This is a genomic window from Sphingobacterium sp. UBA5639, assembly GCF_002421245.1.
GTDB classification, from domain to species: Bacteria; Bacteroidota; Bacteroidia; order Sphingobacteriales; family Sphingobacteriaceae; genus Sphingobacterium; species Sphingobacterium multivorum.
The window spans coordinates 190,239-215,924 of record NZ_DIJR01000037.1; the positions used below are offsets into that span (position 1 = coordinate 190,239).

A 25,686-nucleotide genomic window follows, 5' to 3' on the forward strand; every position below is an offset into this window, starting at 1 on the left:
AATTTATTTTAATATTAAATAATACAGATAATCTTTCCCAGAACTATCTTAAAAAATATCTTTGTACAAATCCCGCAATAACTGTAAAAGTTTAATCTCTTTGAAACGTATCGAATCAATATATCTGAATATCTATCCATCAGACAATAAATAACACTATGGTTATCTTTCTGAAGAAGGAAGAATAATTATTGGTCTGATATCTATTTCATCCCACAAAACTAATCAAAGAACCATACTACAGTTTATTAGATTTATATTAACTGTTCAATCTGCCGGAATGCAAGCCACATTGTATATGAGTACAGGACGGTAGGGCTACAATCGGACAATGCGCGACATATTATAAAACGGATCTGTTTGATGTGCTTGATGACGGTGTTTTTTGGTTAAGCCAGACCCCTGATATCCCGAGTATTGGATGGGATGCCGACGATCAACGTATTTGCCAGTGGACAAAATTCAAGGTCAAAAAAACGGGGAAGATATTCTATGTGTTTAATGTCCATTTCTATTGGAGGTTGAAAACTGCAAAAGCAGAGTCAGGCCCCTTATTAATAAAAAAGATTCGGGAAATCGCTGGAAATCTTCCGGTATTATGTATGGGTGATTTTAATTCTGTGGTAAATTCACCACAGATTAAAGCCATGAAAGAATCGCTGTTTGACAGCTATGATCCGGTTGACATGGCGAGCCAAGACGTAAAGGGAACGGCTGCAGCTGGTGGTGATTTTGTGACCGTTCCTCATCAACGAATTGACTATATATTCCATACAAAACATTTTGAGGTAAAAGACTGTAAAATCCTGACAGATGTTTATAATGGAAATCATCACCCCTCGGATCATTTGCCGGTCACGGCTTTGTTGTCTTTCTAAGTCTCTGGCACAAGGATACGTGATAGATAACAATCAATCATTCCTTTAAATTAGTTGCCGACTATCCTCGGAATGAAAAACAGGGCCATCTATCAGTAACCTTTACTTTTGGATGGCCTTAGCTTTTAACTCTATAACCGCCAGCCGATTTGCTATCTTTTATGTGTATTAACGTTTAGCTGCGTAGCCTATAGAAATCAAACCCTTTTTTACATATGGATATTTTGCGGCGTAGACCGATGAACAATTCATGGTATGCACAGAAAAAAATCATATCCTGTTACAATAACATGATTGATTCTCCCTGTGTTAATTATTTTGCCGATATGATAGCCTTTGCTTCAAACTATTTCGGCCATCTGGTAAAAGGCACCTGAGATATCGCGCATAAGCATATTCACCTATTCTTAGCGTATGAAGCGAAAACAGGGTCTATGAAACAAAAAAAGCATCTAGGTAATTCTCTGTTTTTACAATGATCGATTTTCTATATTCCTCGCCGATCAGCAACAGCGCATTGAATAGCTATTGTTTTATGTCATCCTTATAAAAAAAAATTGACAATCTCAACTACTTTTGATTAGAAGTAAATTAATTGTTTTGATCATTTTTCCCTTTTTATCTCTTCTATGTGAAAAGGAAAAAGCCAAACCGGATATGACTGGCATTAAATTGAGATATTATCCAAAGCTCTTCCTTTTTCAATAAACACTTATATTATTGTACAACAGTATTTTGACATGGATATTACAAAACTTTCACACAGTTTACAACGAGTCAAATCGTGTTGAAACATATTGAACCACCATCTAAGTATATCTATCCATAGAACATGAAAAGATACGCTGAATATCACCTGTGAAAGAAGGATTAATTCTATGTTAAACATTTGTTTCATTGCACAAGACTAAATAAACTAGGCTATCATAATAAATTCAATTTATATCAAGAGCCTTTATTATTTGAGGCAGCAGCAGATAAATTAATAGTTTCTTCACCAAAAATTAATAAAAACTAAAAATTTAACATAATAAATTTGTTCCAACACAAACTGAAATTCTACCTAAAAGCCAATACCATTTGAAAACTATAGGGGACAAAGAAATCTGGGATGAGATCAAAAAAGGAAATGTGTCAGCCTTTGAAGAACTCTATTATAGATATGCAAACAAGTTATTGAAAGAAGTCAGTTGTCGTATTTTTGATGAAAATACTGTTGAGGATCTAATTCAGGATATTTTCTTGAGCCTATGGGAAAAAAGAGAAAACTATCAAGTCCGTGGCGCTATATACCCTTATCTACACGGAATGGCCATCAATCGGGTTCTGAACTTTTATAGACAACATAAGCTCACACCAAAATTTGTGGAGATATGGGAACAAATATCTCGTGATAAAATACAGTTGGAAGATTACCATAAATGGAGATATAATTCCTCTACCGCACTGCCAGTTTCCTTTGTACTTTTGCTCCAATTTCTTAAATAGTCTAGGTAACTGTTTAAAAAAGGACGGCATACAAAATCCATGTATGCTGTCCAGCCAAATGAAATTTTTATTCTAATTGCTAATTTGGCATTAGTTCAATAAGATTGCCTTTCCTTCCTTTGCTGATCTTTTAGCCGCTTCCAGAATCTCGACCACAGTTACATTATTATTTATGGAACCCAGATCATTCTCAGGAGGTTGTTGTTCTTTCAATATATGTGCGAGGTATTGGATGTGGTGCTCGAAATAAGGCAGATCAGTAGGAATAACAATTGGCTGATCATTGTGCTGGATATATTTTAGTAGCCTTTTATCATTTTGTGCATAAAGCTGAGCCTTTGTCCCAAATACCTGCAGGTCTTTTACGCTATAGGGCCATGCCCAAGATGCCTGAATAATACCGGTACTGCCATCTTTGTAGTTTAAAATAATGGTTGCATCATCCTCTACCTTTGGGTAGATTTCTGGTTTAAGATGTTGAGTAATTGCTGTAACAGAAATAGGCCTTTCCCCATTTTTGATCCAAGTCATCAGGTTGGCACCATAACAACCGAAATCCATTAATGCACCACCACCATTTTGTTGCGGATCAGTCAACCAAGCTAGGAAATAATTGCTGCATCCAATCTCTTTTGGACCTTCGTGGCCATCCTTCACAACCATCCGTGTGATTCTGCCCACCTCATTTTTATCGACCAATTGCTTGATTTGTTGATTACTCTTGTACCATGTTGTCTCATAATTCACCAAAAAGGCCGTTTTATTTTTCTTGGAAAGGGCTGCAATGCGCTTGGCATCCGCTACTGTTGTGGCGAGCGGCTTTTCCACCATGACAGGTATTCTTAACGGAAGACAGATTTCTGCTATATGGAGATGCTCATTGGTCGGATTATAAGCGAGAACCACGTCGGGTTTCACCTTTTTTAACAATGAACCTAGATCCGAATAAAAAATAGACTTCGGAAGATTGTACTGCGCCTGTATTTTATCGGCTAATGTACTGTTCTCTTCTGCTATTCCAATAATATCAACCTTTTTTTCCTTATATAGATTGAGCAAAAGATAGACATGATCGTGGTTCAGACCTGCCACTACCACCTTAAGTAAACTTTCACCATAGGCTACCTGCTGAAATAGCATCAGAAATAAACAAAAAAGTCTTATCGTATGTTTCATTGTACACTATATTTATACGATAAAGATAATATTTTGAAATCTTTAAATCGTCCCATAAATTCAGACTTTGCTGGGTGTGATTGTATTATTTCTGCGACGAAATCAAAATAAACCTAGGGATCAGATAGAAAAAGTATAATCTTCCCTCAAAATCATGTAATTGGGCTGCTAATTCTAACCACAATATTAATCATCCCATAAATCTAAATTTTACTGATAGAATTGAGTATAAGGGAGAGTTTATTGGTCCATGATTTACAGATCATCTACATTTGAAAACTGCTTTGAACACCGTTCTTTAGTGACTGCGGTTGTTTTTGTCTTCGAATTCAGCTTTGATGTCATAGGCAGCTGATCGCTTTTTCCCCGAAAAAGGTTTACTATTATTATTCATCAAGGGAACATCGACTTATTATAGAAAACAAAAGGACCTCCAGAGAAAAATTATTCTCCCCAATAAAAAGGGTGTCCAAAGATAGACATCCCGGACACCTTTTTATCAGTGTTCAATTAGAGAATTCCACCCATTAGCGGGTCGGTTTTTGTTGGCATATGTGTTTCTACGTGTCCTGCAAACCGTTCTTCATATTCTGGGAAATCTTTTGCATGGATACTGAAATCGTACCAATGGAAGGACTTACCAAGCTCCATGACAATTGACGTTTTTTCGCCCATAGCTATCTTTCTGTCTTTGCCCTTACCTTTGTAGTTATTGTCTACTATACTGATATGATGCACTTTTGAATCCATATTTTCGATCGAGACCACTACGTTACCTGTAGGTTTTAAACCGTTCAGTTCATAGTGGCAAGTAAACTTAAGTTTTGGATTGAATAAATTGCCTTTGAACTCCCTGTAAAAGCCATTAGGACCATACACACGTAGGTGATATGACTTGCTGTCAAAATCAGCCATTCGCCAGTCATCCATAAGCTCATCACCTGCAGCCACACTATAATCCCAGGAGCGTAGCTCTTCATTGCGGAATCGGCTCATCGCATACACGCGAAAAGGCATTCCCTTAGATTTAGCGCCGAAGGTCTGGTTTCCTGCCTTGAATGATAGCCGGATAGCATCACCCGCTTTATTCAGTTCTGCATTAACATATGGTTCGTATGGTAATGCACAGGCTGGGCGAACCCCTTTTTCTTGTTGCGGAAACAAAGACGATTTTCCTGTCCCTTTATTGAGTTCAGCTAGTTCTACTTCACTAAGCTTTTGGAAGTCTGGCACATTCCTGAACTGCGCTTGGTGAATGCCTTCTATGAACTCTTTTTGTTCAAGAAAAACGGGTTTTTCGATTTTTTCACCATGGTACGGTCGGAAAGCAGAGCTGAGATCCCCACAAATGGTACGACGCCATTGCGTGATATTTTCTTCTTTGATCTTCTTATTGAATTTTCTTTCTAAAAAGTTTTCAAGAAACTGCAAAGAAGAAGTATGATCGAACACTTCCGAATTCACATACCCCCCTCTCGACCAAGGAGACGCAATGATCATCGGCACACGATACCCCAGTCCGATAGAACTTTCTCTAATACTCGACGGGCTTGCTGAGGGATTGGTTTGCTGATCTGCCAATGCGAAATCCATTTTTGGATCAATACCCGAAGAAACTTTGCCCGTGTTTTCCTTATAGGGATTTGGAACCGTAAAAGGTGGTACGTGGTCGAAATACCCATCGTTTTCGTCATAAGTTAGAATGAAGATGGTCTTCTTCCAAACTTCGGGGTTCTCCAAAAGAATCTCCATTGCCTCACTGACGTACCACGGCCCGAACCAAGGTTGTCCAGGATGGTCTGAAAAATGAGCTGGAGGCATCAACCAGGAAACAGTTGGCAATGTCCCGTTTTTAACATCTTTCCTGAACTGATGAAAAACGTCACCTTTGGGAACACTCAATGTTCTTTTATATCCATTGTCGGAATATTCAATTTCTGTCAGTTCATGAAAATTAGGATCCTGAATATTGGTCGAAAATGCCCTTTCATTCAATCTTTTATCTCGATCTGAAAGCTTAAAATAGCTCTCTTTATTAAACTTTGTCTGGGCTATTTCAATATTTTTCAATAGCTTTTTTGCTGCGGCGAGCCGGGTTGCAGAGCGAGGATCAGCACCGGCTTCCTTTTCAAGTTCGGCAATGGTTTGAAAAATCGACTTCCTCTTACTTTCAAGATTGGCTATTCCTCCTTCATGAAAGCGTACATTGTAAGCTGTGAAATATTCTAGTACATTGGTCCCGAAGTTACTAAGCCATGCGCTTTCTTCCCCCTTAAGTCCATAACCCATGGTCAGTTCATTCTGATAAACCTTCCAATCGATATTATGCTCTTCCAGACGTTCAGGATAGGTCTTCCAAGTAAGTTCAGGATATTCATAATTACTGATATTCCATAAATGTGCAACACCCGCCGGTTCATTTTTTTCACGAATTGTCCCCGTCATCCAATAATGGCGGTTTGGGTGCGTACCTGTAATGCTTGAACAGAAATTGTGGTCACAAACCGTAAATGCATCAGCTAAAGAATAGTAGAACGGATAATCCGAACGATCACAGTAACCCATTGTGAGCGGAATATGCGCATAATTTTTATTCCGTGATGCCTTTACATCGATCCATCGATCATATCTACCATTGTTCATGGCATCAGTTTGATCAGTCCAACCATGAGGTGTAGAGCCCATCCAGGCAACTTTAGAATCTTTTACAGGAAGGCGAAAAGGGCCATATGTCTCGCCAGCCTTATTCGTCTGGAACCATACTTTGTTTTTATTTGCCAGCTGGATCGCACGCGGGTCGTTGAAACCCCTGACCCCCTGTAACATACCCAACTGATGATCAAACGAACGGTTCTCTTGCATAAGAAACACGATGTGCTCTGCATCATAGAACGTGCTGCCCGGTGCAGGGTCAATCGCAAGAGCCCTCTGGATAACCTGAGGCAATACATTTGATAACGCTCCAGTCCCTGCGAGCAAAGCTGCTTTTTTTATAAAATCTCTTCTTGAGTCCATTGTGTAAATCTTAATACGCTTATAATTTCAGATTAAGCAAGCTTATTTTATAAATTCTTATTATTTATCTTTTTTTAAAAATCTTGCCATTACAGGCAGATGGTCACTAATAACCCTCATAGTGTCCGGAGAAAAGAATTTAACAACCTTTGCACCATCATCCAATATTTCTCTATTCATGTTTTCGTTCACGAGAATATAATCCAGCCGTCTTCCTGGTGCGTTTGAAGGATGAGAGAAAACGTTCGGGTCAATTGTATCGACAAATCGTTTTTTTAGCACACTGTTCCTGGTCAGCATCCCTATTTCTTCACTTTCTGGCGTTGCATTATGATCTCCTGCCAATAACATATTTTTTTGATTATTTTCAGCTAAATATCGATTAAATGTTTCAGTTAACAAGTTGATCTGACCCTTTCTTATGGCGACATCCCTTTCGGTACGGCCTGCTTTCAGGTGTACCCCAGTGAGCAAAAACGAATATCCTGGAGAAGGAAAAACATCAACGGACCACATACGGTTATTGATATTGTTCTGGGTTTCGGGTTTACCATCCTTATTAAGGAAACCCGGCAACTGAGTTGTCACCAGTCCATAGCCCGTCATAAGGCCCATAGGAAACCTGCTCATCACCACCACATTCATGTAATAGTTATGGCTCGGTGTATCCCCAAAATACCGATACTCCATGTCGGAAAGCGAATCCTGAGCCAGCTGTCTGAGAAACTTAGCACTCTCGAATTCCTGCAACACGACAACATCCGCATTGGCAAGTCGCAGGGCTTTCAATAAAAGAGATATACGCAGATTTGTATTTGCCGGCGGATTATCTTCCCGGCTGTTTTTGATATAAGGATCATCTTGGAGGTCAACAAAATGTTCTACATTCCAGGAAAGCACTTTAAATGAAGTGTCCGGAGGATAAAAATAATCAACTGGATTTACAATAGCGCTCGTATTTATCTGTTGATTCGATTGCGCGGGAAGCCTTACTTTTTGAGCACAGGCGCTAATAAGCAAGCAAAATAAAACAGTATATATTGACTTTTTCATGCAAAAGATAAAATTAAAATTGTGGATTATTCGATTTAGATTTAAGAATGCCTGCCTACCCTTTTCTAGAACAGGCACCCTTTAGCAACTGTTATTTAAAAACTAAGTCCATCATTCCAGCCTGGATTTTGGCTGAGATTATGATTAAGCGAGCGTTCGTTAATCGGTATTGGATAAAGATAATCTCTCTGCTCATTGAATCCAGCTAATTTGATATTACTATGGAAGAATACATTTCCTTTGTTGCCTTCGGTTAATATAATCCCTCCACTATTGACAGGAGTCCCGATCTCATACATTTCCACTCCCACCTGACTAGGCGGTTTGTTGCCCTTGTTATAGAGAATCAGGTCGGCTTTTCCATCGCCTGACAAGTCATACTCTCCTGCGCCGGGAAAGTAGATTCCCACCAAAGGCTGATCGAGACAATAACCCGATTTCCATCTCATCAGATCATCTACTCTAAAACCTTCTTCAACAAGCTCTATAGCCCGTTCGCGTCGTATTTCCAGAATCACTCCTCTATTGACAGAGGTTAAGTTGGTGTAACCCGTCTGGGGAGACAAAAGGTACGGGTCGGGATTAGTATTAGCTGCAACCATATTAAGATTGGGCATCCCTACCCTATCACGGAGCAGTTTAATCGAAATGTTTATGTCCTCCTGTGTTAAAATCCCCAGTTCAGCCTTTGCTTCGGCGTAATTTAGCAGCACCTCTGCATAACGGAAAACTGGAAGATCATTGGACGAGTACCCTACACGTACATCATACCCTTTGGTTTGGTCCTGCAAGAATTTGATCGGATGATAGCCATCGACCGATATTGCGAATTTATTAGGAAACGGCTTGTTGTCGGACAATGTGAATTCCGGATTACGTATGCTCTGTGAAAGACGAGGATCACGGTTTTTGACCTCGTCAATAAAAGTCATGGTTTGCCAACCTGGCAGGTCGGTGAAGCGTGTTCCATCTGTCATAAGATAAGTATTCACCAATTTCTTGGTGTACGAAGGACGACCTTGCGCCGCAGACATCGTAAAAGACGAAGCGTTGTGGTTCACACGGGGGCTGGAACTATAGTCGATCGCCAGAATAAATTCGCCCTGGTCTGCATTGTCCTGACTAAAAAGGCTAAAATAAGCCCTATCTTTTCCACCGTTCGTATAGAGTTTATATCTGTTACCATCAATCAGGGTCCTGGAAGCAGCAGCCGATAATTCCAGATATTTGTTACCTTCATTGCTTCCCCGATATTTAAGGTAGGTACCTTCATAGAGACAGAACCGTGCTTTAAGCGCCAAAGCCGCCCACTTATTAACACGGAAAGTGCTCACATCTACTGGCAGATTGGCTATGGCATAGTCGATATCCTCCACTATCTTGCTCATTATCAACTCACGCGGATCCCGTTTTTTATAAAGACTTATGTCCGATGGTCCAAGTTCGGTGTCGTACCACGGTACATCACCAAACTGCTTGATCATATTGAAATAGAACATCGCCCGAAAAAAGCGCGCAACAGCGGAATATTTGAGTACCGCAGCCTGGTCATTACACTGGTTGACACGCGCGAGAAGTGTATTGATCCGTCTCAAATCAGCCCATTCCCATCCCCCTCCTGAGTTGGGAACAGTACGGCGATCCCCGCCAATGATCATATCGGAGAGCGTCATTTGAACAAGATGATCGCTCTGAAGTCGATCATTCATGTTCAGCATATTGTACAGTGGGTTGGTAAAGAACTCTAGGTCCTGTGCGTTTCTAAAGTACTCACTCTCCGGAATCTCGCTCAGGGGCTCCTTGTCAAGATAACCCTCACAACCCGTGATGATGGCCAGCGACATAGAAAGAATAAGTATCCTAAATATTTTTTTCATTTTTATCGTATTTTAATATTAAAAAGTGATATCCAGACCGAACATAAAAGTTTTGGCCCAAGGGTAAATACCCTGTGCATTGCCACCTTGATCGGCCATCTGCTTGTTGCGCAGAGTATACGCAGCTTCAGGATCTAGATACACGGTATTCTTTTTCAAAGGCGACCAGTATGCCAGATTTTCACCGGAGAAGTAGAACCTGAACTGGTCAAGACCTAACTTTTTGAAAAGTGAGCCTGGTACCGTATATCCTACAGTCAGATTCTTCAAACGTAAGTACCGGATGTCCTGTAGATAGTGGTCATTAGTCTTGGATAGATAACCACCTGTTGCTGAGTAGGCCCGCGCTCTTGGAAAGTAAGAATTGGGATTATCCTCGGACCAAACTTTATCAATAAAGTTATAAGGCATAAACGATCCATAGGAAGCGGAGTAATGGCCCCAAAAATCTCTCGCATTGCCATTGAGATAAACCTGATGAGAACCGGTACCCTGGAACATCGTTGATACATCGAAGCCGCGCCAGCGCATGCCCATATTAATACCAAAGGAAAGTGATGGAAGGGAATTACCCAATTTCACAAGGTCACCGGGATCATCTACTGTATTGGCTCCTACTCCCCAGATATGATTGCCGTCTAGATCTAAAAACTTAAGATCTCCCGCCATCCAGCCTCCTGTAAGACGTGAAGATTGAAGACTCAGATTTACCTCCTGAGCGTATTGTCTTGCTTCCTCGTCCGTTTTAAAGAAACCATCAGTCTTATAGCCCCATACTTCCCCCCATTCTTCACCTACATAATGTTCCTTTGCAAATGACCTTTCGGGATTATCATACTTGGTAACGATGGTTTTATAATCACTTATGTTAAAACCCAAATTATATTCAAACGGTTTACCACCTAGATTGAACTGATCCCTCCAGTTAAAAGTCAGTTCATACCCCTTGGTACGTAGGTCGGCTGCGTTCATCTGGGGAGGGGAGGCTCCATAGACTGCCGGCAGCGCAACACCGGCAGTAAGCATATCTTTTGTGTCTCGTATGTAAACGTCACTGGTTATGCTTAACCTGCTTTTCAACATATTCAGGTCCAGCCCAAGGTCCCATTGCTGAGCTGTCTCCCAGGAAAGATCATCGGCCAGAGGTGCACCCAATGAGGATTGCCTGGATAGTGTGGTTCCCCCAAAGAGGTTATTCAGACTACTGATCGATATCGTTCGAACATAGGCATAATAACTTGATACGTTCTGGTTGCCCAAACTTCCGAAAGAACCTCTCAACTTAAGGTTGTCTATCAAGTTACCTGAAATTGCTTGCTTGAAGAATGGCTCCTCCGAAATTCTCCATCCAACGGAAGCCGAAGGAAAAAATCCCCAGCGGCTTTGGGGAGCAAAGCGAGAAGTACCGTCGTAACGACCACTTACTTCAGCTAAATAGCGGCCTTTATAGTCGTAATTGGCACGACCAAAGATACCCATCAGCGCATACTCACTCTGTCCGCCTCCTACGCTTGTGATCACAGCACCATTGTCATCGGTACCTACAAGAGCAAGATCGTCTATTCCGGTTGTCACAAGGTTTTGGCCGCTCGCGCGAACGTTTTTGGTGTGACGGGTTTCGTAGTTCCCCCCCCCAACTAAAGACACGTGATGCACATCGCTGAATACCTCACTGTAGTTAGCAAAAACGTTAAACGACTTATAATTGTTGGTACTGAAATTTTCGGTTAACTGATTTTGACCTGCTCCCGTGGTGTAACTTTCCATGGGACCATCGGGAAATACACGATATTCCAGATTGTTACCCCGTGCTGTGCTACGGCCCTGAAAAAAACGATAGGTGAAGTCACCCGTAATAGATAGGCTCTTTAGTGGAGTGATGACCAAACGTGTGGTGGCAGATAAATCGTTATCGGTATTAATCGTGGGATGTTCACCATTGATTAGCATAATCTGTCGCCCGTTTCCCACCTTGTAAGTACCTATTAAACCGTCTGTATCGTAGATACCCGATCCATCAGGATTGAAAAAAGGGAAATTTGCCAAAGCGTGGTTGGCAGCATTACTAATAACTCCATCTATACCGTTCTGGTTATTATACCTGGAGTTGTACAGTGAAATATTGCTCGACAAGGTTGCCCATTTGTTGATTTTGAAATCTGTTTTAGAGCGCATATTATAGCGATTAAACACATCGGGATGATGTTTCTGGATACCTTGCTCCCGAAGATAGGATCCCGAAACTAGGTATTTTATGTCACCCGAACCTCCGCTGACCGAGATACTATGCTGCTGGTTGGGACGCTTCTGATTAAATAGCCCGTTCCACCAGTCCTGATTGGCATAATAGAGCCATCGATTTTTGCCATCGCGTACCTGCTCAACCACCCACGGCCTTTCTGGGTTTTCTGTTTTGTCGTTCACCCGTGCCCACAACTCTGCCATATCATCGTCAGTGTACTGGATGTATTTGTTTCCAGAATCGGCTTGCCAAAACTTGTTAACAAGAAATACCGACCAGTATCCCCTATATTCATAATCAGTCGAAGTAGTGGGTGCTTCCCAACCCATCCGTGAACTGTAGCGTACAACGGCCTTACCTTCCTTACTGCTACCGCTCTTAGTCGTCACCAAAATCACCCCGAATGCGGCACGCGCACCATAAATGGCTGCCGCCGAAGCATCTTTAATAACGGAGATCGATTCAACATCCCCAGGGTTGATACGGTTCAGATCACCGACGGCTCCGTCAATCAATACCAATGGCTCCGTTTTGTTGATCGATGTAATTCCTCGTATATTGAGTTCCGGTGTAGAACTAGGTTTACCCGCAGTTGTGGTCACGTTAAGGCCAGCTACAGCACCCTGTAACATACTTCCAACATTGGGAGCCACACGATCTGCAAGATCCTTACCTGTCACAACAGAAACAGCTCCTGTTAAATTAACACGCTTTTGGGTACCATAGCCCACTACTACGACCGTTTCGAGATCAATAGCTTCTTTCTGCAGGTAAACGGTCAGACTGTTTTGAGAAGCGGAAATTTGTTCCGTTTTGGTTATATACCCCATAAATCGCACTTTCAACGTGTTTTTCCCCTGAGGAACCGGAATACTAAATCTCCCTTGCAAATCGGATACAGTTCCCGCTCCAGATCCATCTACAACAATGCTCGCACCAGAAACAGGCCGTTCTTGGGCATCCAGAACTTTCCCAGAAATCACCCTGTCCTGTCTGGTTTCTTTTGGTAAAATCACAATATTTTCTCCAACATATTTGAAGGTCAAATTTGTTCCCTCAATCAGTTTGCCCAATACTGCATTAAGATCCATATCTAAAATTTCCTGTTTCTTAATTTTGAAAGGCTCTGTTTGAGCATGGTTATAGACAAACTTCTGACCTGAAGCTTTTTCCAATTGCTTAAGCGCTTGTGTTAAAGATCCAACTTGCAGACTAAGCGTTATTTTTCTTCCGTCATTCTGGAAACTATATTCAGTATTGGCTTGGCCATTCTGGATATTCAGTGCTAATGCCAGTGCCAGTAGCGGAAAAGTTCGCGTTGGACGCCATGAATGAACCTTACAGAAGTGCGTAAGGCTTAAATAATAATTTTTTTTCATTAAATTTGAAGTGATTTGATAAATCATATAGATTATTTATTTCGTTATTGACAGTAACGAAAGACATCAGGGGCCAGATTTTCAATCTGGCTCTCTTTTTACAGTGATTTCACTTGTTTTACATAGGCATTTTTACATAGGCACATTATTTTTAGTGTTCTTTCTGCGTATCCGTATGCTGATCCTCCCATCGAATATGGACTCTGTATTGGTTACAAGCCCCAGCATATAGAATATTTGTTGCAAGGATTCCTCCTTGCTGAATCGCGCAGAAATCGGATAGTTTTTGATCGTATTATCGTCGAATTGTATATGCACATGGTATCTCCGCTCAAGAATTTGCGCTACCTCACCAAAGTTTTCAGCATCAAAAATGAGTTCTCCCTCTTTCCACAGGGCTGTATTAACCGAGTTAACAGATTGACGGGTAAACTTTTTTGTAGCCTTTTCATAGGACAATTGCTCATCCTTCACCAAATTTCCAATGACACCGGTGGAATCGGAAACCAATACCTTACCGGAGGACACCGTTACTTCTGCTCCCGATCGCTCAGAGTATGCTTTAACATTAAAAGAGGTTCCCAGTACACGTGTCGTCAAGGATCCGGCATGGACGATAAATGGTTTGGACTCATCTCTTTTTACCTGAAAAAAAGCCTCCCCATCTAAAAATATTTCACGTGTTTTCCCTGAAAATGCCTCCGAGTACCGAACCTCAGCTCCTCTATTGAGCCAGATTTTGCTGCCGTCCGGGAGTATGATCTGTATGGGTTCACCGCTATTTTCCACCCTTTTTAGGTCAGCTGATTGCCCTTGGATCTTATTCTCTGTTGAGAAAAACCAGCTTAGTACAATAAGTAATAAGGCCGCAGCAACTCCGCTAAAGACAAACAACGTTTTCCACCGGCCGCTGGGCAGAACCTGACCGATGTTTCTTTGATTGTTATCTTGCTCGATCCGTTGAAAAACAAGTGCCTTACCACGTGCTAAACGTTCGGGGTCTACTTCGCGCTTACTTTCGACCCATCGAAGCATTACGTCATCATATTGCCGCTGATTTTCTTCAGAGCTACTTAGCCATAATACCAGCTCTGCCTCTTCCTCAGCACTACAATCCTGTGAAAGCTGCTTGGCAATAAGTTCCCAAATTTCGCTGTCATCCATTCTACTCGTTTTTACGAATAGGATCCCTTTTTGACAATTTCTTCCCGTCTGGAAAGGTTAACAAATCATTAAAAAAACAACAATTTAAAAAGTATAGGATTTTTAGTATATATCATTCAGGAGTAAGTTTACCTGTGACCTCAAGAATTTTATAGCAAGGCTCATTTGGTTGTGCACTGTTTTCTCCGATATCTGCAATAATGCTGCAATCTCTTTATAGGTAAGAGATTCGAATCGATTAAGTTCAAAAATAATTCGTCGTTTCTCCGGAAGTGTCTGGACCAGGTTTACAATATCGCTATTAAGCTCCTTTAATATGATTTTTGTTAGGGCATTGTTAGGCTCCACCGCCTCATAAGTAATGCCATCCAGCTGCACCGACCTAGAAACTGAAAGGTTTTTCTTTTTCTTTAAGGCCTTGTTTTTGACAGATGTATAAAGGTATGATTTCAAACTTGTATGTATTTCCAATGTTAGACGTTTGTTCCAAATTGTATAAAATACATCCGCTACAAGCTCCTCCGAAACAGCCATATCATCGATAAACCAGTTGCAGAAATCACATAGTGATATAAAATATTCGTCCATCAGCTCAGACAATGCCTGTTCATCCCCCTCACGAAGTCGAGATAGGTAACGGTTCATCTTCTTTTGATTTATCGTTCATACCATGCCTGCTTAAAATATTATGCAGTTCCCTTCTCTGAACATGAAATAAAGCCTAGCTCTTTTGTATGCTCAGAATAAAACAATTGCACGAAAGTATATAAAAAAAAATCAATTTCCTTTCAATGATGATTATCTTAATATTATCTTTTGATTAAAACTATAGGCCGTTGTTTGCTCCTGCGCCTACATACTATGGCATAAAAAATAAAACTATTCAAATACTTCTAATCTCTTTTATAAAAAAGACCTTCCCTTAGCCGATTGAAATTGATCTTTAGCTTGAAGAAAGCGAATTATGGAGATCAGCCAGCGATTAATAAAAAGCTGATTATATATAAATAATTTTTGATATCCTTTTTTCATGTATTATACTTAGCAGAACGAATTCAGAAAAATTCCTAAAACTAATATCTGCGAATTTTGAATTTATACAAGATTGAAGATCAGCGTTAAAATAAAAAGGACAGTTAAGATCTCGCTATTGAATATATAGCAAAAAACAAAATCTATGATAAAAACCTTTCGGCATTCCTTTAAAGATGCAGATACGCCATAAAAGCCGGGAAGAACCGGGACGCTAAATATTAAGAATCTTCCAGTTCAAACACTTTCTCCGCCAGAACCTCAAATACCACTGTAATTTTCAATGCTAATATTAAAGAAGAGACATGTTTTCAGGGTCCGACAGTATTGATCTTCTGCCTGGAAACTTTTACTAGATCTGCAAGTTCAGCCTGGGAATATTTTTTATTGCTCGTTTTATTCTTAATGAGTTTTTCATAGCGAATTATTTATCATCATGATTCAGGTTCTTTTCCAATTGAAACATTCCAAAATAGAAGCTCAAAAAAACAATCAAGATACTTATGACCTTCTAGATACCCCTCATTAAAAAGTCAAGGCCATAGTATGCCATGTTCAATACCGATAGCACTACATAATTTATTAGTACAGCTCATTGCCAAAATTCTAATCTCAACTTGGGGATCAGTTCATCTTCATCAGGATACTTTGTGAAACAAACCATAAGCAATCCTATTATTAGTTCTATAAAGGCCAGCTCAATGGTCTGTTGCCCTCAGCCGTTACCAAGGTACCTGTAGGAGCCAAGAAGCGAGGAGTGTTAAGATCATAATACTGATTAGCAATTGCAAGACTAAAAAAGATGGAAAAGTTATCCAACCTATTACCATGAGTGTGCTGAATACAAGAAAGTGATTTTTGGTTTATCAAGTTTGATTGATCAAATGTAATATATTCTTTGAAAAAGTAAAATAGTCCTCCTTTTAAAGTATATTTCTGTAAAATTTCTTATTTAGCCCCCCAAAAAGAGCTGTAAAAAATGGAGCTCTTTGCAAAATGCTTTTACTTTATTTTCCTGTATTTTTTACCGTAAGCAGTAATTTCTTGATCACCACTTCTCCAGATAGTTATTGTTGTAATTCCTATATTTCCGATCAGGAGATGCTTTTTGCTATCGTAAGTAAGCTTCTTTTTTCCAAGGAAATCACTGATATAACAATACGAATTGCCCTCTTTTATAAGTTTTAATGGCTTCTCCTGTTCTATTTCACTTCTCCATTCACCTACAAAAAAGTCAGGATCGTAATAGGTGTCAAGAGCTTTCTTGTATTCCTCTGCTTTTTCTTTAGATGCTCTTGAAAAATCGGCTCCTTTGTTTCCGATACTCATTTTCATTTTATCAGTATCTTCAAGGAGATTCATTAATATTGTAACCGACGCAAAACCATTGGTTATTTGAGCGCTAAGAGTTTTTTCATTTTTATTATATGTGGCTGGCGCATCTATATCCTTGCTATTCAGATATAGTTTATCACCTTCCTTCTTTATTTCTAGGATTTCCGAATGTTCCTTACCATCTTCTATCCAATAACCGATATATTTATCTTCTCTTGACTGGGAACAAAAATTAAATAATAATAACGTGGTTGCTAAAAAAAAGATTGTTAGGATTCGATTTGCTTTCATGTTTATTTATAATGGTTCAATTCTCACAGTAAGTATATATTTTATTAGACACAATCTCAAATATTCTCGACGAACTCATAATTGACCTATACCAAATGAGTTTTTTACTCGATCAAAATAGTCTCAAAAAGCTTTTAAAAACTAAATTGGAGCCTCCAATTGAGGATATTCGAAGTAGACTTTTCAACCTACTCAATTCCTTCCTGACTTTTGAAGTACATTTTATAAAATATGCTTCCCTCTCTTTTGGATTGCAGCATGTAAAAATGCAATACAGCCTAAAGAAGAGAAATGAAGGGTCATAAATACAAATCTCCATTACCTTTTTGCGAAAAGAGAAAAGCAACTTCCATCTTTTTCGGCTTTTATTGCGAGCTCATCAAAGTCTGAGTTATTTTCATGTATATTCCGAATCAGTCAAAGATTTTGTCTTTAATATTTGGAGAGCCATTTGGTATATAGCATTAGAAAAATGGATGGTAAAGCTGTCATCATCCCAATATAATCCTACTTCTCAAAATATAAGAAGGCAGTGTGAATGGAAGCAAATATCATTAAAATTATTAGTAGAGATAAGTTAAACTTCAGAGATGACTTTCCATAACTTATGTTTACACTCATAATTCAAACGCCAACTTCCTTTAGGTACTACCAGACCTTTTAAGGTTGAATACTCTCCAATACATATTTTGATTTCTTGATCGTTCAATTGCTCAATAATAGCATATGCTTTCGAACCGTCGATGAATTCAGCAATTGCCGAATCTCTAGTCTGACCCATTAAATTGAAAATGAGTTCAGCAGTACATCCCACAGAACATTCTATATCATGAAAAATTATACCGGTCATAAAAGCCTTTATCCATACCAGAAAGATGATCTGACAGATAAAAACTTTGATATTTAGTTGTAATAATCTCATATTGATCCATAGCTGCCGTAAAAGCGACATAATATGGTCGCGACTGTATGATCCCTATACTTTTGCGACATAACAATTGAATGTAATTTCCGCGGGTATCAAGTTTCATTTTGCAATCACATAACTATCTTTTACGATACCCGATTTTGCCATCATACGATAGTTGTCCATCTTCTGATTGGTATTGAAATAAAGCTTAAATACTTATTTTTACCACTGAATAGCCTGATCCTCATCGGGCATTAAGGTATTGAGCTTACGTTCCATAGTCATCGTACCTGTAGCCCGATAGTTTAATACTTTACCGGGCACCGACGTGATATCACTATATTTATATTCCATTTTCATGGTAATATATCGGTGTAAGACATAAGGCTGTGTCTTATCTGGAGTATCCCGGATATCATACGTGGGCTGTCCGATCACAGAAAATCCAATATCGTTGTTAACAGCTTTTACAGTCAGCAGTCCTTTTTTTGTACCGAAACCATCTTCAGTCGCTTCGCCAAAGTCGACAATAACCTTGTATTTTGAACGGTTAATATCCCGTTCGTCGGTAATGCCCGCATAGAAAAAAACCGAATTTTCATCTACGACCCAATTTGTACGATTACTGACGACCATCTGATCTTTCGTCTCTTTGTCGTAATAGATGTTCATCGCTGTCGCAGAATATAGTCCTGAATAGTTATTAAATGGCTTTATGTACAACAAGGCCTTACGCCACCCTTTTCTATAGTTTTGCTTGTACGCTGCATCGTCCTGAATGGTTATAGGCAAGACCCATTGCTCCACCAAATCCAGGTTATCAAACTTAAATGTAATCGGAAAATTTGCGGTATGCGTTCCTTTGGCAATACGGACTGATTGCTGTGGTAGTTCATAAAACTGCTCCGTCAATTGTTTATAATAAAGATCCTTACGGTATTGAAACTTCTGATAGTTGAAGATCGCTAATGTATCCATATCGACTCCTATCTTAACGTCGATATCCTTATCGCTATCTAGGGAACCACTAAGAAGAACCGGCAAGTCATATTTAATGATCCCATTTGGATTGTAACGCAAATAGATCGGGTACAAGCCTGTACCGTCAACGGGAGCCTTAAGCGAAATCATGTTGCTATATAGTTCATCGTTGTATTCTTTATTACATGAATTCAGGCCAACAATGCTAAAGCCGATCAGTATGGATATAAATAGATTTTTCATAATAGTCAAATACAGTATTAAATTAGTCAAATGATGGCCATCCCGGGGCTTGGGTCAAACGGTTATTCTTCCGCAATTCGTCCCAATCTACTGGCCAGAAGTACATTTTCTTTGAAAACGAAGTTTGCAACAAAGGAACCTGCACAATTTCATAAAAGCGCTCCGCATTATCTTTCGTCATCAACGTATTATAGCCGTATATTTGCTGCCCCTCTTCCACCAAAGCATCTTTCCAACGACGCAAGTCATAGTACCGCTGGTTTTCACCCAACAGCTCTATCTGTCTTTCATGTTTGATCTTCTGACGAAGGGAGCCTTGCTCATTGTAAATACTCATATCATAATCAGGTACGCCGGCACGGATACGAACAGGTGCTATCGCTGACTTGATTTCAGAAACATTCCGACTGAGGGTATGTGTACCCAAACCATCCCATGTAGGAATTGAGTAAGATCCATTCAATTCGTTGACCGCTTCGGCATACATCAAGAGGATATCCGCATAGCGGATAGCTATTTCTACTTTTGGCAATATTTTACCACTACCGGTCAGATTATCGTTTGGATTGACGTATTTACGCATCCCGATTCCTGTGGGTTGCCAGTTGTTATCGTTTATGCGTCCATCAGTCTGACTACGATATAAAAAGACCTGTTTATTCTGGTAAGAAATATTTTGTGTAGCGCTGGCACCTGCAAAAAACGAACCATTAAATGCTACCGAAGCATAAAAACGAGGCTCACGATTAGCGAACTCTTTCCACACTCCTTCCAATAACGGTTGAAATTTGCTGACTTCGTCTTTCTTCACAAACATATTCGCCTGACCATATTTTGCAAGAATTGCCGTCCGGTCAAATGGCGTTCCATCATTCATCTCATAAGCGTCTGCCTGTTTTAACGTCAAGCCGTGGCAGTTATATCCACCGATGGATATCGGCATTTCGTGGCGCGAAAGTGCCATTATACCATGAGATGCATCCGTTTGGTTTTCTCCACGGGTGAAGATCATTTCGGGATTTTCATAGGCGTACAAATCCCCGTTAAACAATGCCCTGTAGGATTCAAACGGATCGATATCTGCCCAACCCTCCGGAAAATTACGGGTGGAATATTCTGCGTGATACGGCGGTGCGATTGTAGCAGGATAAGCAGAAGTACCCTTTGATTGCCGACTAGATGTATACAATCGATAGACATTTAAATTCATCACATCTTTTGCCGCCGCCGCAGCTTTTGCCCATTTTGCCTCATTATAATGTTGTGAAATTAACGGATTACCTTTATCATCTACAAAGTCCGACATTTCTGAATTCCCATTAGCCAGCGGACTTGCTGCGAAAAGTAAAGCTTTCGCCCGTGTAGCTAGTGCAGCTCCTTTTGTAGGACGTGCAATATTCCGGTTGTCGCGCTTCATCGGTAGATCTTTTGCTGCCAAGGCCATTTCAGATGATATAAAATCCACCACTTCATCATAGGTATTCCGTGGATAGGAAAGCTTATCATATTCAACATCATAATCTACGCTCTTATCTGGCATAATTGGCACTGGACCATATTTACGCAACAATAGCCAGTACAAATACGCTCGGATAAAGCGAGCCTGTGCTTTATAGTCGCGGACCTGCTCAACACTAAACTTTCCGCTGTTATCAACGGCATAAATCATGATCGAAGCTTGGCGAATACCGGCATAAGACTGGTACCAAGAATCTTTTAGCCACGTATAATCATATTCTCCGAATTTAAACGCCCGATATACCTGTCCGTTACTCCCTTCATTGAAGATCATATCGTCCGAAAAGTTACTTACGGTATAGTTTCTATGTCCGATCTCCAGGTTAAAATCCAATAATTGTTTATAACAATTTGCCAACCACTGCTCTGTATAATCTTTGTTGTTAAAAATACGTTCTTCACTTTGCGTATCACTAAAAAAACGATCCACACTCAGGTAATCCTTACAGGAACTCGTAACAAATGCTGAACCTGCCAATAGCGCATATAAAAAATATTTTCTTTTCATGATATTCTCATTATAAAGTAAGTGTCATACCAACGGTAAATGTCTTTGACAAAGGATATTGCTGTCCGTTTGAACTATTCATTTCCGGATCCCATAATTTAAAATTTGTAAATGTCAACAAGTTGGTGCCCATAAAATAAAACCGACAATTATTGATATGATAACGGTTTACAAAAGTTTTTGGCAAGGTGTACCCAACATCCATATTCTTGATCCTTAGATAGGTGCTATTGCGCAACCAATACGATGAAGCCCGAAAATTATTGGATGCACCTACATCACTACCATAGCTTAATCTCGGATATACGGCATTTACGTCCTCATTCTCGCCCAATATCCAACGGTTAGACTCTGGTACATCCGACAAGATATTACCCCAGTCACCCTGACTGAAGGGATATATGGTAAATCCATTGATAAAGAAAGAGGAATTTCCAGCACCTTGAAACAGCACACTGAAATCAAAATTTTTCCACATTGCGGACAAACCAAATCCGTAAATTAAATTCGGATATGGTGTTGAACCTATCGGTACGATATCATTATCGTCGATCTTACCATCACCATTGATATCTCTATACTTTACATCGCCCGGCATGACCTGACCATACATTTGCGTGGGACTATTGCGGATATCTTCGTAATCTTTAAACAATCCCAGCGCCATTAAACCACGGTTTTGCCTAACCCGAAAACCTGCCTTTGTCGTATAAGGATAATTGCTATATTGCTCATCTGCCTCCAGCACTTTGTTTTTACTATAAGTGAGGTTACCACGTAAAGTAATACTTGCTTCACCAAATCGCTGGGTAAACTTCATAGACCCGTCAAAACCTTTGGAGACGGACGACCCTACGTTAGCGCTCGGTGCAGAACCACTGATACCGATAATACCAGGTACATAGTCACGCTGCAAATAAATACCATCACGTTGTTCATGAAATAAGTCAAAGGTACCGCCGATCTTATCGTTCAGAAACGAAAAGTCTAATCCCAAATCATGTTTTGTTGCGACCTCCCAGGTTACACTATTTGACGATACCTGATTATATGTCAACCCCTTATAACTGTTATTACTTTCAATATCTCCCCAATTAAATCCATTGGTAGTATTTTCGTCATTAGTAAAAGTTGCTAAATATGGAAAACGAATACGTTTTCCATTCTTCTCCATATAGTCATTTCCGACCTTACCATACGAATAACGGATCTTGAAAATATTTACCCACTTCAGATTCTTTTTGATAAAAGTTTCTTCTGCCACGTTCCATGCACCCGATACTGCCGGAAACAAATCAAACTGGTGCCCTTTGGCAAAATTCTCGGAACCATTGTATCCAAAATTGAAATCCACAAAATAGCGGTATTGGTAGCCATAGGTAAAGCGACCTGCCAACCGTTGGTTGCGGCGTTCGATACCTTGCATAATATCTGTACCGTAACTGGAAGTATTGACCTGTTTATCCTGACTATATTGGATAACGGCACCAAGTTTATGATCTTTAAAGTCCCGGTTATAATGCAGTTCGGCCTGCAAAAATTCCGATCGGTCGCCATTGGCACTAGACTCCTGTTTTAATAATTGCTCCGCAACGACTTCCTTAAATATAACCTCGCCTGCATTACCACGATTGCGCTCCGCCTGATAACCTGTAGGCCATTTCACCCGACGGATGTAATTCTTGTTATTGGTATCGAACCCAAAACGTCCGATAAATTTCATCCCCTTGGTAAGAAAATCAAAATTCTGTTCCAACGTCACATTCGTCTGGATCTTGTTGTTCCAGTTTTCGATATAGCCCATTTGGGTCATTAATACCCACGGGTTATTTTTGCCTCCTGACCCACGCGACGACATATTGCCATTTGAATACCGCAATGGGACAGAGATCGGGTTCTGACCCATTAATGAATTCCAAATCTCATTATAGGTAGCACCCGGAAGATTTTGTTTATCCAAGGAACCGCTCACCCCTATACGTAACAATGTAGACTTGGTGATGTCCATATCCACGTTTGTACGATAATTCCAGCGCTTATAATTTGCATTTGTATCGTAACCTTCCCACGCATCTTTTGTCGAATACATTCCCCCTTCGTCAATATAACTTCCGGACACAAAATAGCGTGCAGTCGTACCACCACCATCCAAATTGAGGCTTGCCCGCTTGGTATATGCGCCGTCTTTTAACAATAATTTCATCCAATCGATATTCGGATAGATATCCTGATCCAATCCCTCACGGATTAAACTAAGATCACTTTCCGTATAAAAAGGTGCTTGGTTGCGTGTGGTACGCGCTTCATTCATTAGCGAAGCATAGGTCAATCCATCCGCAAATTTCGGTGTATAAGTGCGAGTATTATATGTACCTTCCACCTTGCCATTAATCGAAACTTTTCCGCTCTTTCCGCGTTTGGTTGTGATCAAGACCACACCATTTGCGCCTCGTGAACCATAAATTGCTGTAGTTGATGCATCTTTCAATACAGAGAATGATTCGATATCCTCGACATTGATTTCATTCAATGAACGTTCAAAACCATCCACAAGTACCAAAGCACTTGTACCGGCACCAAAGGTGGAAATCCCCCGGATCCAAAACTTAGACGCATTGCTACCAGGCTGTCCAGAAGACTGCATCGCCATAATTCCCGCTACATTACCCGCCAGTGCATTGGTGATACTCGAAGACGGTGTTTTCAAAGTACTTACATCTACGGTTGTCACTGCACCCGTTACCGTTACTTTTTTCTGGGGACCGAGAGCAGTGATGGTTACTTCTTCCAGTGCGTTGGATTCAGATTCCTGTAACATAACATTGATAGTCAATTTATCTTTTACCAAGACCTCTTTTTTCTCGTATCCGACCGATGAAAAGACCAACGTTTGGTACCGATTCACTTTCATCTTATAATTTCCTTCAGCATCCGTAGTAACACCCAGACCCGCCTGATCTTTTACTGTAATAGAAACACCCAATAATGGAGCGCTTTTTATATCCGTGACCTTTCCCATCACTTCTATTTTTTCCTGTTGGGCAAATAGCGGGACTATATATACCCATAGCCACAACATGGTTAATATTACACTTTTCATATAACCTTTTGATTCAGCAATATAATAGGCGCTAGAACAGCTCTTGTTCAACAGCATCTAAATAGATTGCCTGTTAATAAATTGATCCTATAATTTTAACTATATCTCTTATTCTGTCTTAATTGTTCTGACACGCTTATTATCTTCTTCGGTAATGTAAAAGATCTTGCGCTCTTCATCATATGCAATACCATTCGGTTTATTGAAACGAGCTTCTTTTAGTAAATCACCGTCGATATAACCATTCTTACTACCATCCGGAGTAGGACTTCCCTTACCTGCAAAAGTCGTCACTTCACCGCGTGGGGTCACTTTTCGAATGCTATGATTATTGATATCGCAAACATAAAAATCGTATTCATCTTCCTGACCAGCATAATCCGGATTTCTCACAAAAACACCTTGACGCAGATAGCCAAATCGGGCCGAAGTACCTACCGCATCCACATCATCATTCGTACTCGTATACTGCCCTGCAAAAAGAATAGGGGTTTCAAGTTCTTTAGTCACCCAATTATACCTGCTCTTCCAAATGGCTCGTTGTATCATGAAATAGCAATAATTGCCCGATGGATGGAAAAAAATATTAGGTCCCACATTATTTCCACTTCCGGTTACCAGAAACAGTTCTTTCGAGGTTAACTCTTTTGTTACGGGATCTTGATAAGCCTTTTGTATACCACCGCCCCAATATGTATTAAAAAACATGACGTTATCAACCGGATGCTGTGCACAGTTGTAACTCGTACGATCGTAAATATATGGGTGTACACGACGGTAATTTTCCGAACGCAATGTATAGGCAATAGCGACCCGACTTTTATCGGATTTACCATTATCATCTACCAAATACAAAGTATCATTGTTAAAGCTTAAGGAGATAGTCTGTATTTTACTGAAATAAGCCTGACCATTGGTAATCAACGTCGAAACCATACGTTCGTTCAAATCAACTTTACGAACTGCAGCTGCTGCTTCGACAACAAACAAGTTATTTTCTTTAGGTTCATAAAGTATATAGCTCGGATTTCCAAAACGTGCTATATCAAATGAGCCATTTACAATGGACGAATTTCCTTTTTCATCTACTCCCCCAACAAGAGTACCCACTGTTTGCGTAGCTTTGTAGACAAAGGGATCACTAAATGTATGATCTGTACCCGCACCATTATCAATGCGTACTTTAACCTGTCCCGAACCGACCTGTGACGGCAACATACAATAAATCTGCTTACCATCACTGCCAATTACCGTGAGGGGATTTTCGCCAATCGAAACGTGGATCTTAGAAAGATCAGTACCAAAATTTTGCCCATAAATGAACAAACGGGTTCTCATTGCTCCAGTTTTGGGCGAATAGTCTGAAAATTCTACCTGTTTACCTGAGTCAAAAACTCCTGTATCTACGTCCTCTGTCTTACAGCTGTAAAATGTAGTTAAGCAGAGAAATAAAACTGCAAAACGTTTTAATAAATTCATGGTTTCATTAATTTAAT

15 protein-coding genes are annotated in these 25,686 nt (G+C 40.1%); 2 read left to right on the top strand and 13 right to left on the bottom strand.

The window, feature by feature from the left end:
* Nucleotides 1-365: 365 nt before the first annotated feature.
* Nucleotides 366-878 carry an endonuclease/exonuclease/phosphatase family protein gene (locus B4Z90_RS24310; RefSeq protein ID WP_182983011.1) on the top strand — a complete coding sequence of 171 codons (513 nt, stop codon included), beginning with the start codon at nt 366-368 and terminating at the stop codon, nt 876-878.
* A 1,080-nt stretch (nt 879-1,958) separates the two neighbouring features.
* Nucleotides 1,959-2,366 carry an RNA polymerase sigma factor gene (locus tag B4Z90_RS24315; RefSeq protein ID WP_286774766.1) on the top strand — a complete coding sequence of 136 codons (408 nt, stop codon included), beginning with the start codon at nt 1,959-1,961 and terminating at the stop codon, nt 2,364-2,366.
* Nucleotides 2,367-2,456: 90 nt separating this feature from the next.
* Here the strand turns inward: B4Z90_RS24315 and B4Z90_RS24320 are convergent, their stop codons facing one another.
* The 13 genes from B4Z90_RS24320 to B4Z90_RS24380 all read right to left on the bottom strand — a co-directional run bounded on the left by B4Z90_RS24320 (nt 2,457) and on the right by B4Z90_RS24380 (nt 25,669).
* The gene (locus B4Z90_RS24320; RefSeq protein WP_286774765.1) at nt 2,457-3,542 is read right to left on the bottom strand and encodes a Gfo/Idh/MocA family protein; all 1,086 of its coding nucleotides are present in this window, start codon (nt 3,540-3,542) and stop codon (nt 2,457-2,459) included.
* A gap of 510 nt (nt 3,543-4,052) precedes the next feature.
* Nucleotides 4,053-6,557, bottom strand: coding sequence for a phosphocholine-specific phospholipase C (locus B4Z90_RS24325; RefSeq protein WP_286774764.1), 2,505 nt, complete (start codon nt 6,555-6,557; stop codon nt 4,053-4,055).
* A 60-nt stretch (nt 6,558-6,617) separates the two neighbouring features.
* A complete protein-coding gene (locus B4Z90_RS24330; RefSeq protein ID WP_286774763.1) occupies nt 6,618-7,610 on the bottom strand; it encodes an endonuclease/exonuclease/phosphatase family protein in 993 nt (330 codons plus the stop codon).
* Nucleotides 7,611-7,705: 95 nt separating this feature from the next.
* Nucleotides 7,706-9,487 (bottom strand): RagB/SusD family nutrient uptake outer membrane protein, encoded by a 1,782-nt coding sequence (locus B4Z90_RS24335; RefSeq protein WP_286774762.1) that lies wholly within the window; start codon nt 9,485-9,487, stop codon nt 7,706-7,708.
* 18 nt (nt 9,488-9,505) lie between these two features.
* Entirely contained in the window at nt 9,506-13,108 is a 3,603-nt protein-coding gene (locus tag B4Z90_RS24340; RefSeq protein ID WP_286774761.1) for a SusC/RagA family TonB-linked outer membrane protein, read from the bottom strand.
* 132 nt (nt 13,109-13,240) lie between these two features.
* A complete protein-coding gene (locus B4Z90_RS24345; RefSeq protein WP_286774760.1) occupies nt 13,241-14,272 on the bottom strand; it encodes a FecR family protein in 1,032 nt (343 codons plus the stop codon).
* 102 nt (nt 14,273-14,374) lie between these two features.
* Entirely contained in the window at nt 14,375-14,917 is a 543-nt protein-coding gene (locus B4Z90_RS24350) for an RNA polymerase sigma-70 factor (RefSeq protein ID WP_286774759.1), read from the bottom strand.
* 1,389 nt (nt 14,918-16,306) lie between these two features.
* The gene (locus tag B4Z90_RS24355) at nt 16,307-16,930 is read right to left on the bottom strand and encodes a hypothetical protein (RefSeq protein ID WP_286774758.1); all 624 of its coding nucleotides are present in this window, start codon (nt 16,928-16,930) and stop codon (nt 16,307-16,309) included.
* Nucleotides 16,931-17,507: 577 nt separating this feature from the next.
* A complete protein-coding gene (locus tag B4Z90_RS24360; RefSeq protein ID WP_286774757.1) occupies nt 17,508-17,852 on the bottom strand; it encodes a hypothetical protein in 345 nt (114 codons plus the stop codon).
* 210 nt (nt 17,853-18,062) lie between these two features.
* The gene (locus B4Z90_RS24365) at nt 18,063-19,064 is read right to left on the bottom strand and encodes a DUF4973 domain-containing protein (protein ID WP_286774756.1); all 1,002 of its coding nucleotides are present in this window, start codon (nt 19,062-19,064) and stop codon (nt 18,063-18,065) included.
* Nucleotides 19,065-19,086: 22 nt separating this feature from the next.
* Nucleotides 19,087-21,090 (bottom strand): RagB/SusD family nutrient uptake outer membrane protein, encoded by a 2,004-nt coding sequence (locus B4Z90_RS24370; protein ID WP_182982995.1) that lies wholly within the window; start codon nt 21,088-21,090, stop codon nt 19,087-19,089.
* A 10-nt stretch (nt 21,091-21,100) separates the two neighbouring features.
* The gene (locus B4Z90_RS24375) at nt 21,101-24,190 is read right to left on the bottom strand and encodes a SusC/RagA family TonB-linked outer membrane protein (RefSeq protein WP_286774755.1); all 3,090 of its coding nucleotides are present in this window, start codon (nt 24,188-24,190) and stop codon (nt 21,101-21,103) included.
* Nucleotides 24,191-24,298: 108 nt separating this feature from the next.
* The gene (locus tag B4Z90_RS24380) at nt 24,299-25,669 is read right to left on the bottom strand and encodes an IPT/TIG domain-containing protein (protein ID WP_182982993.1); all 1,371 of its coding nucleotides are present in this window, start codon (nt 25,667-25,669) and stop codon (nt 24,299-24,301) included.
* Between the last annotated feature and the right edge of the window lie 17 nt (nt 25,670-25,686).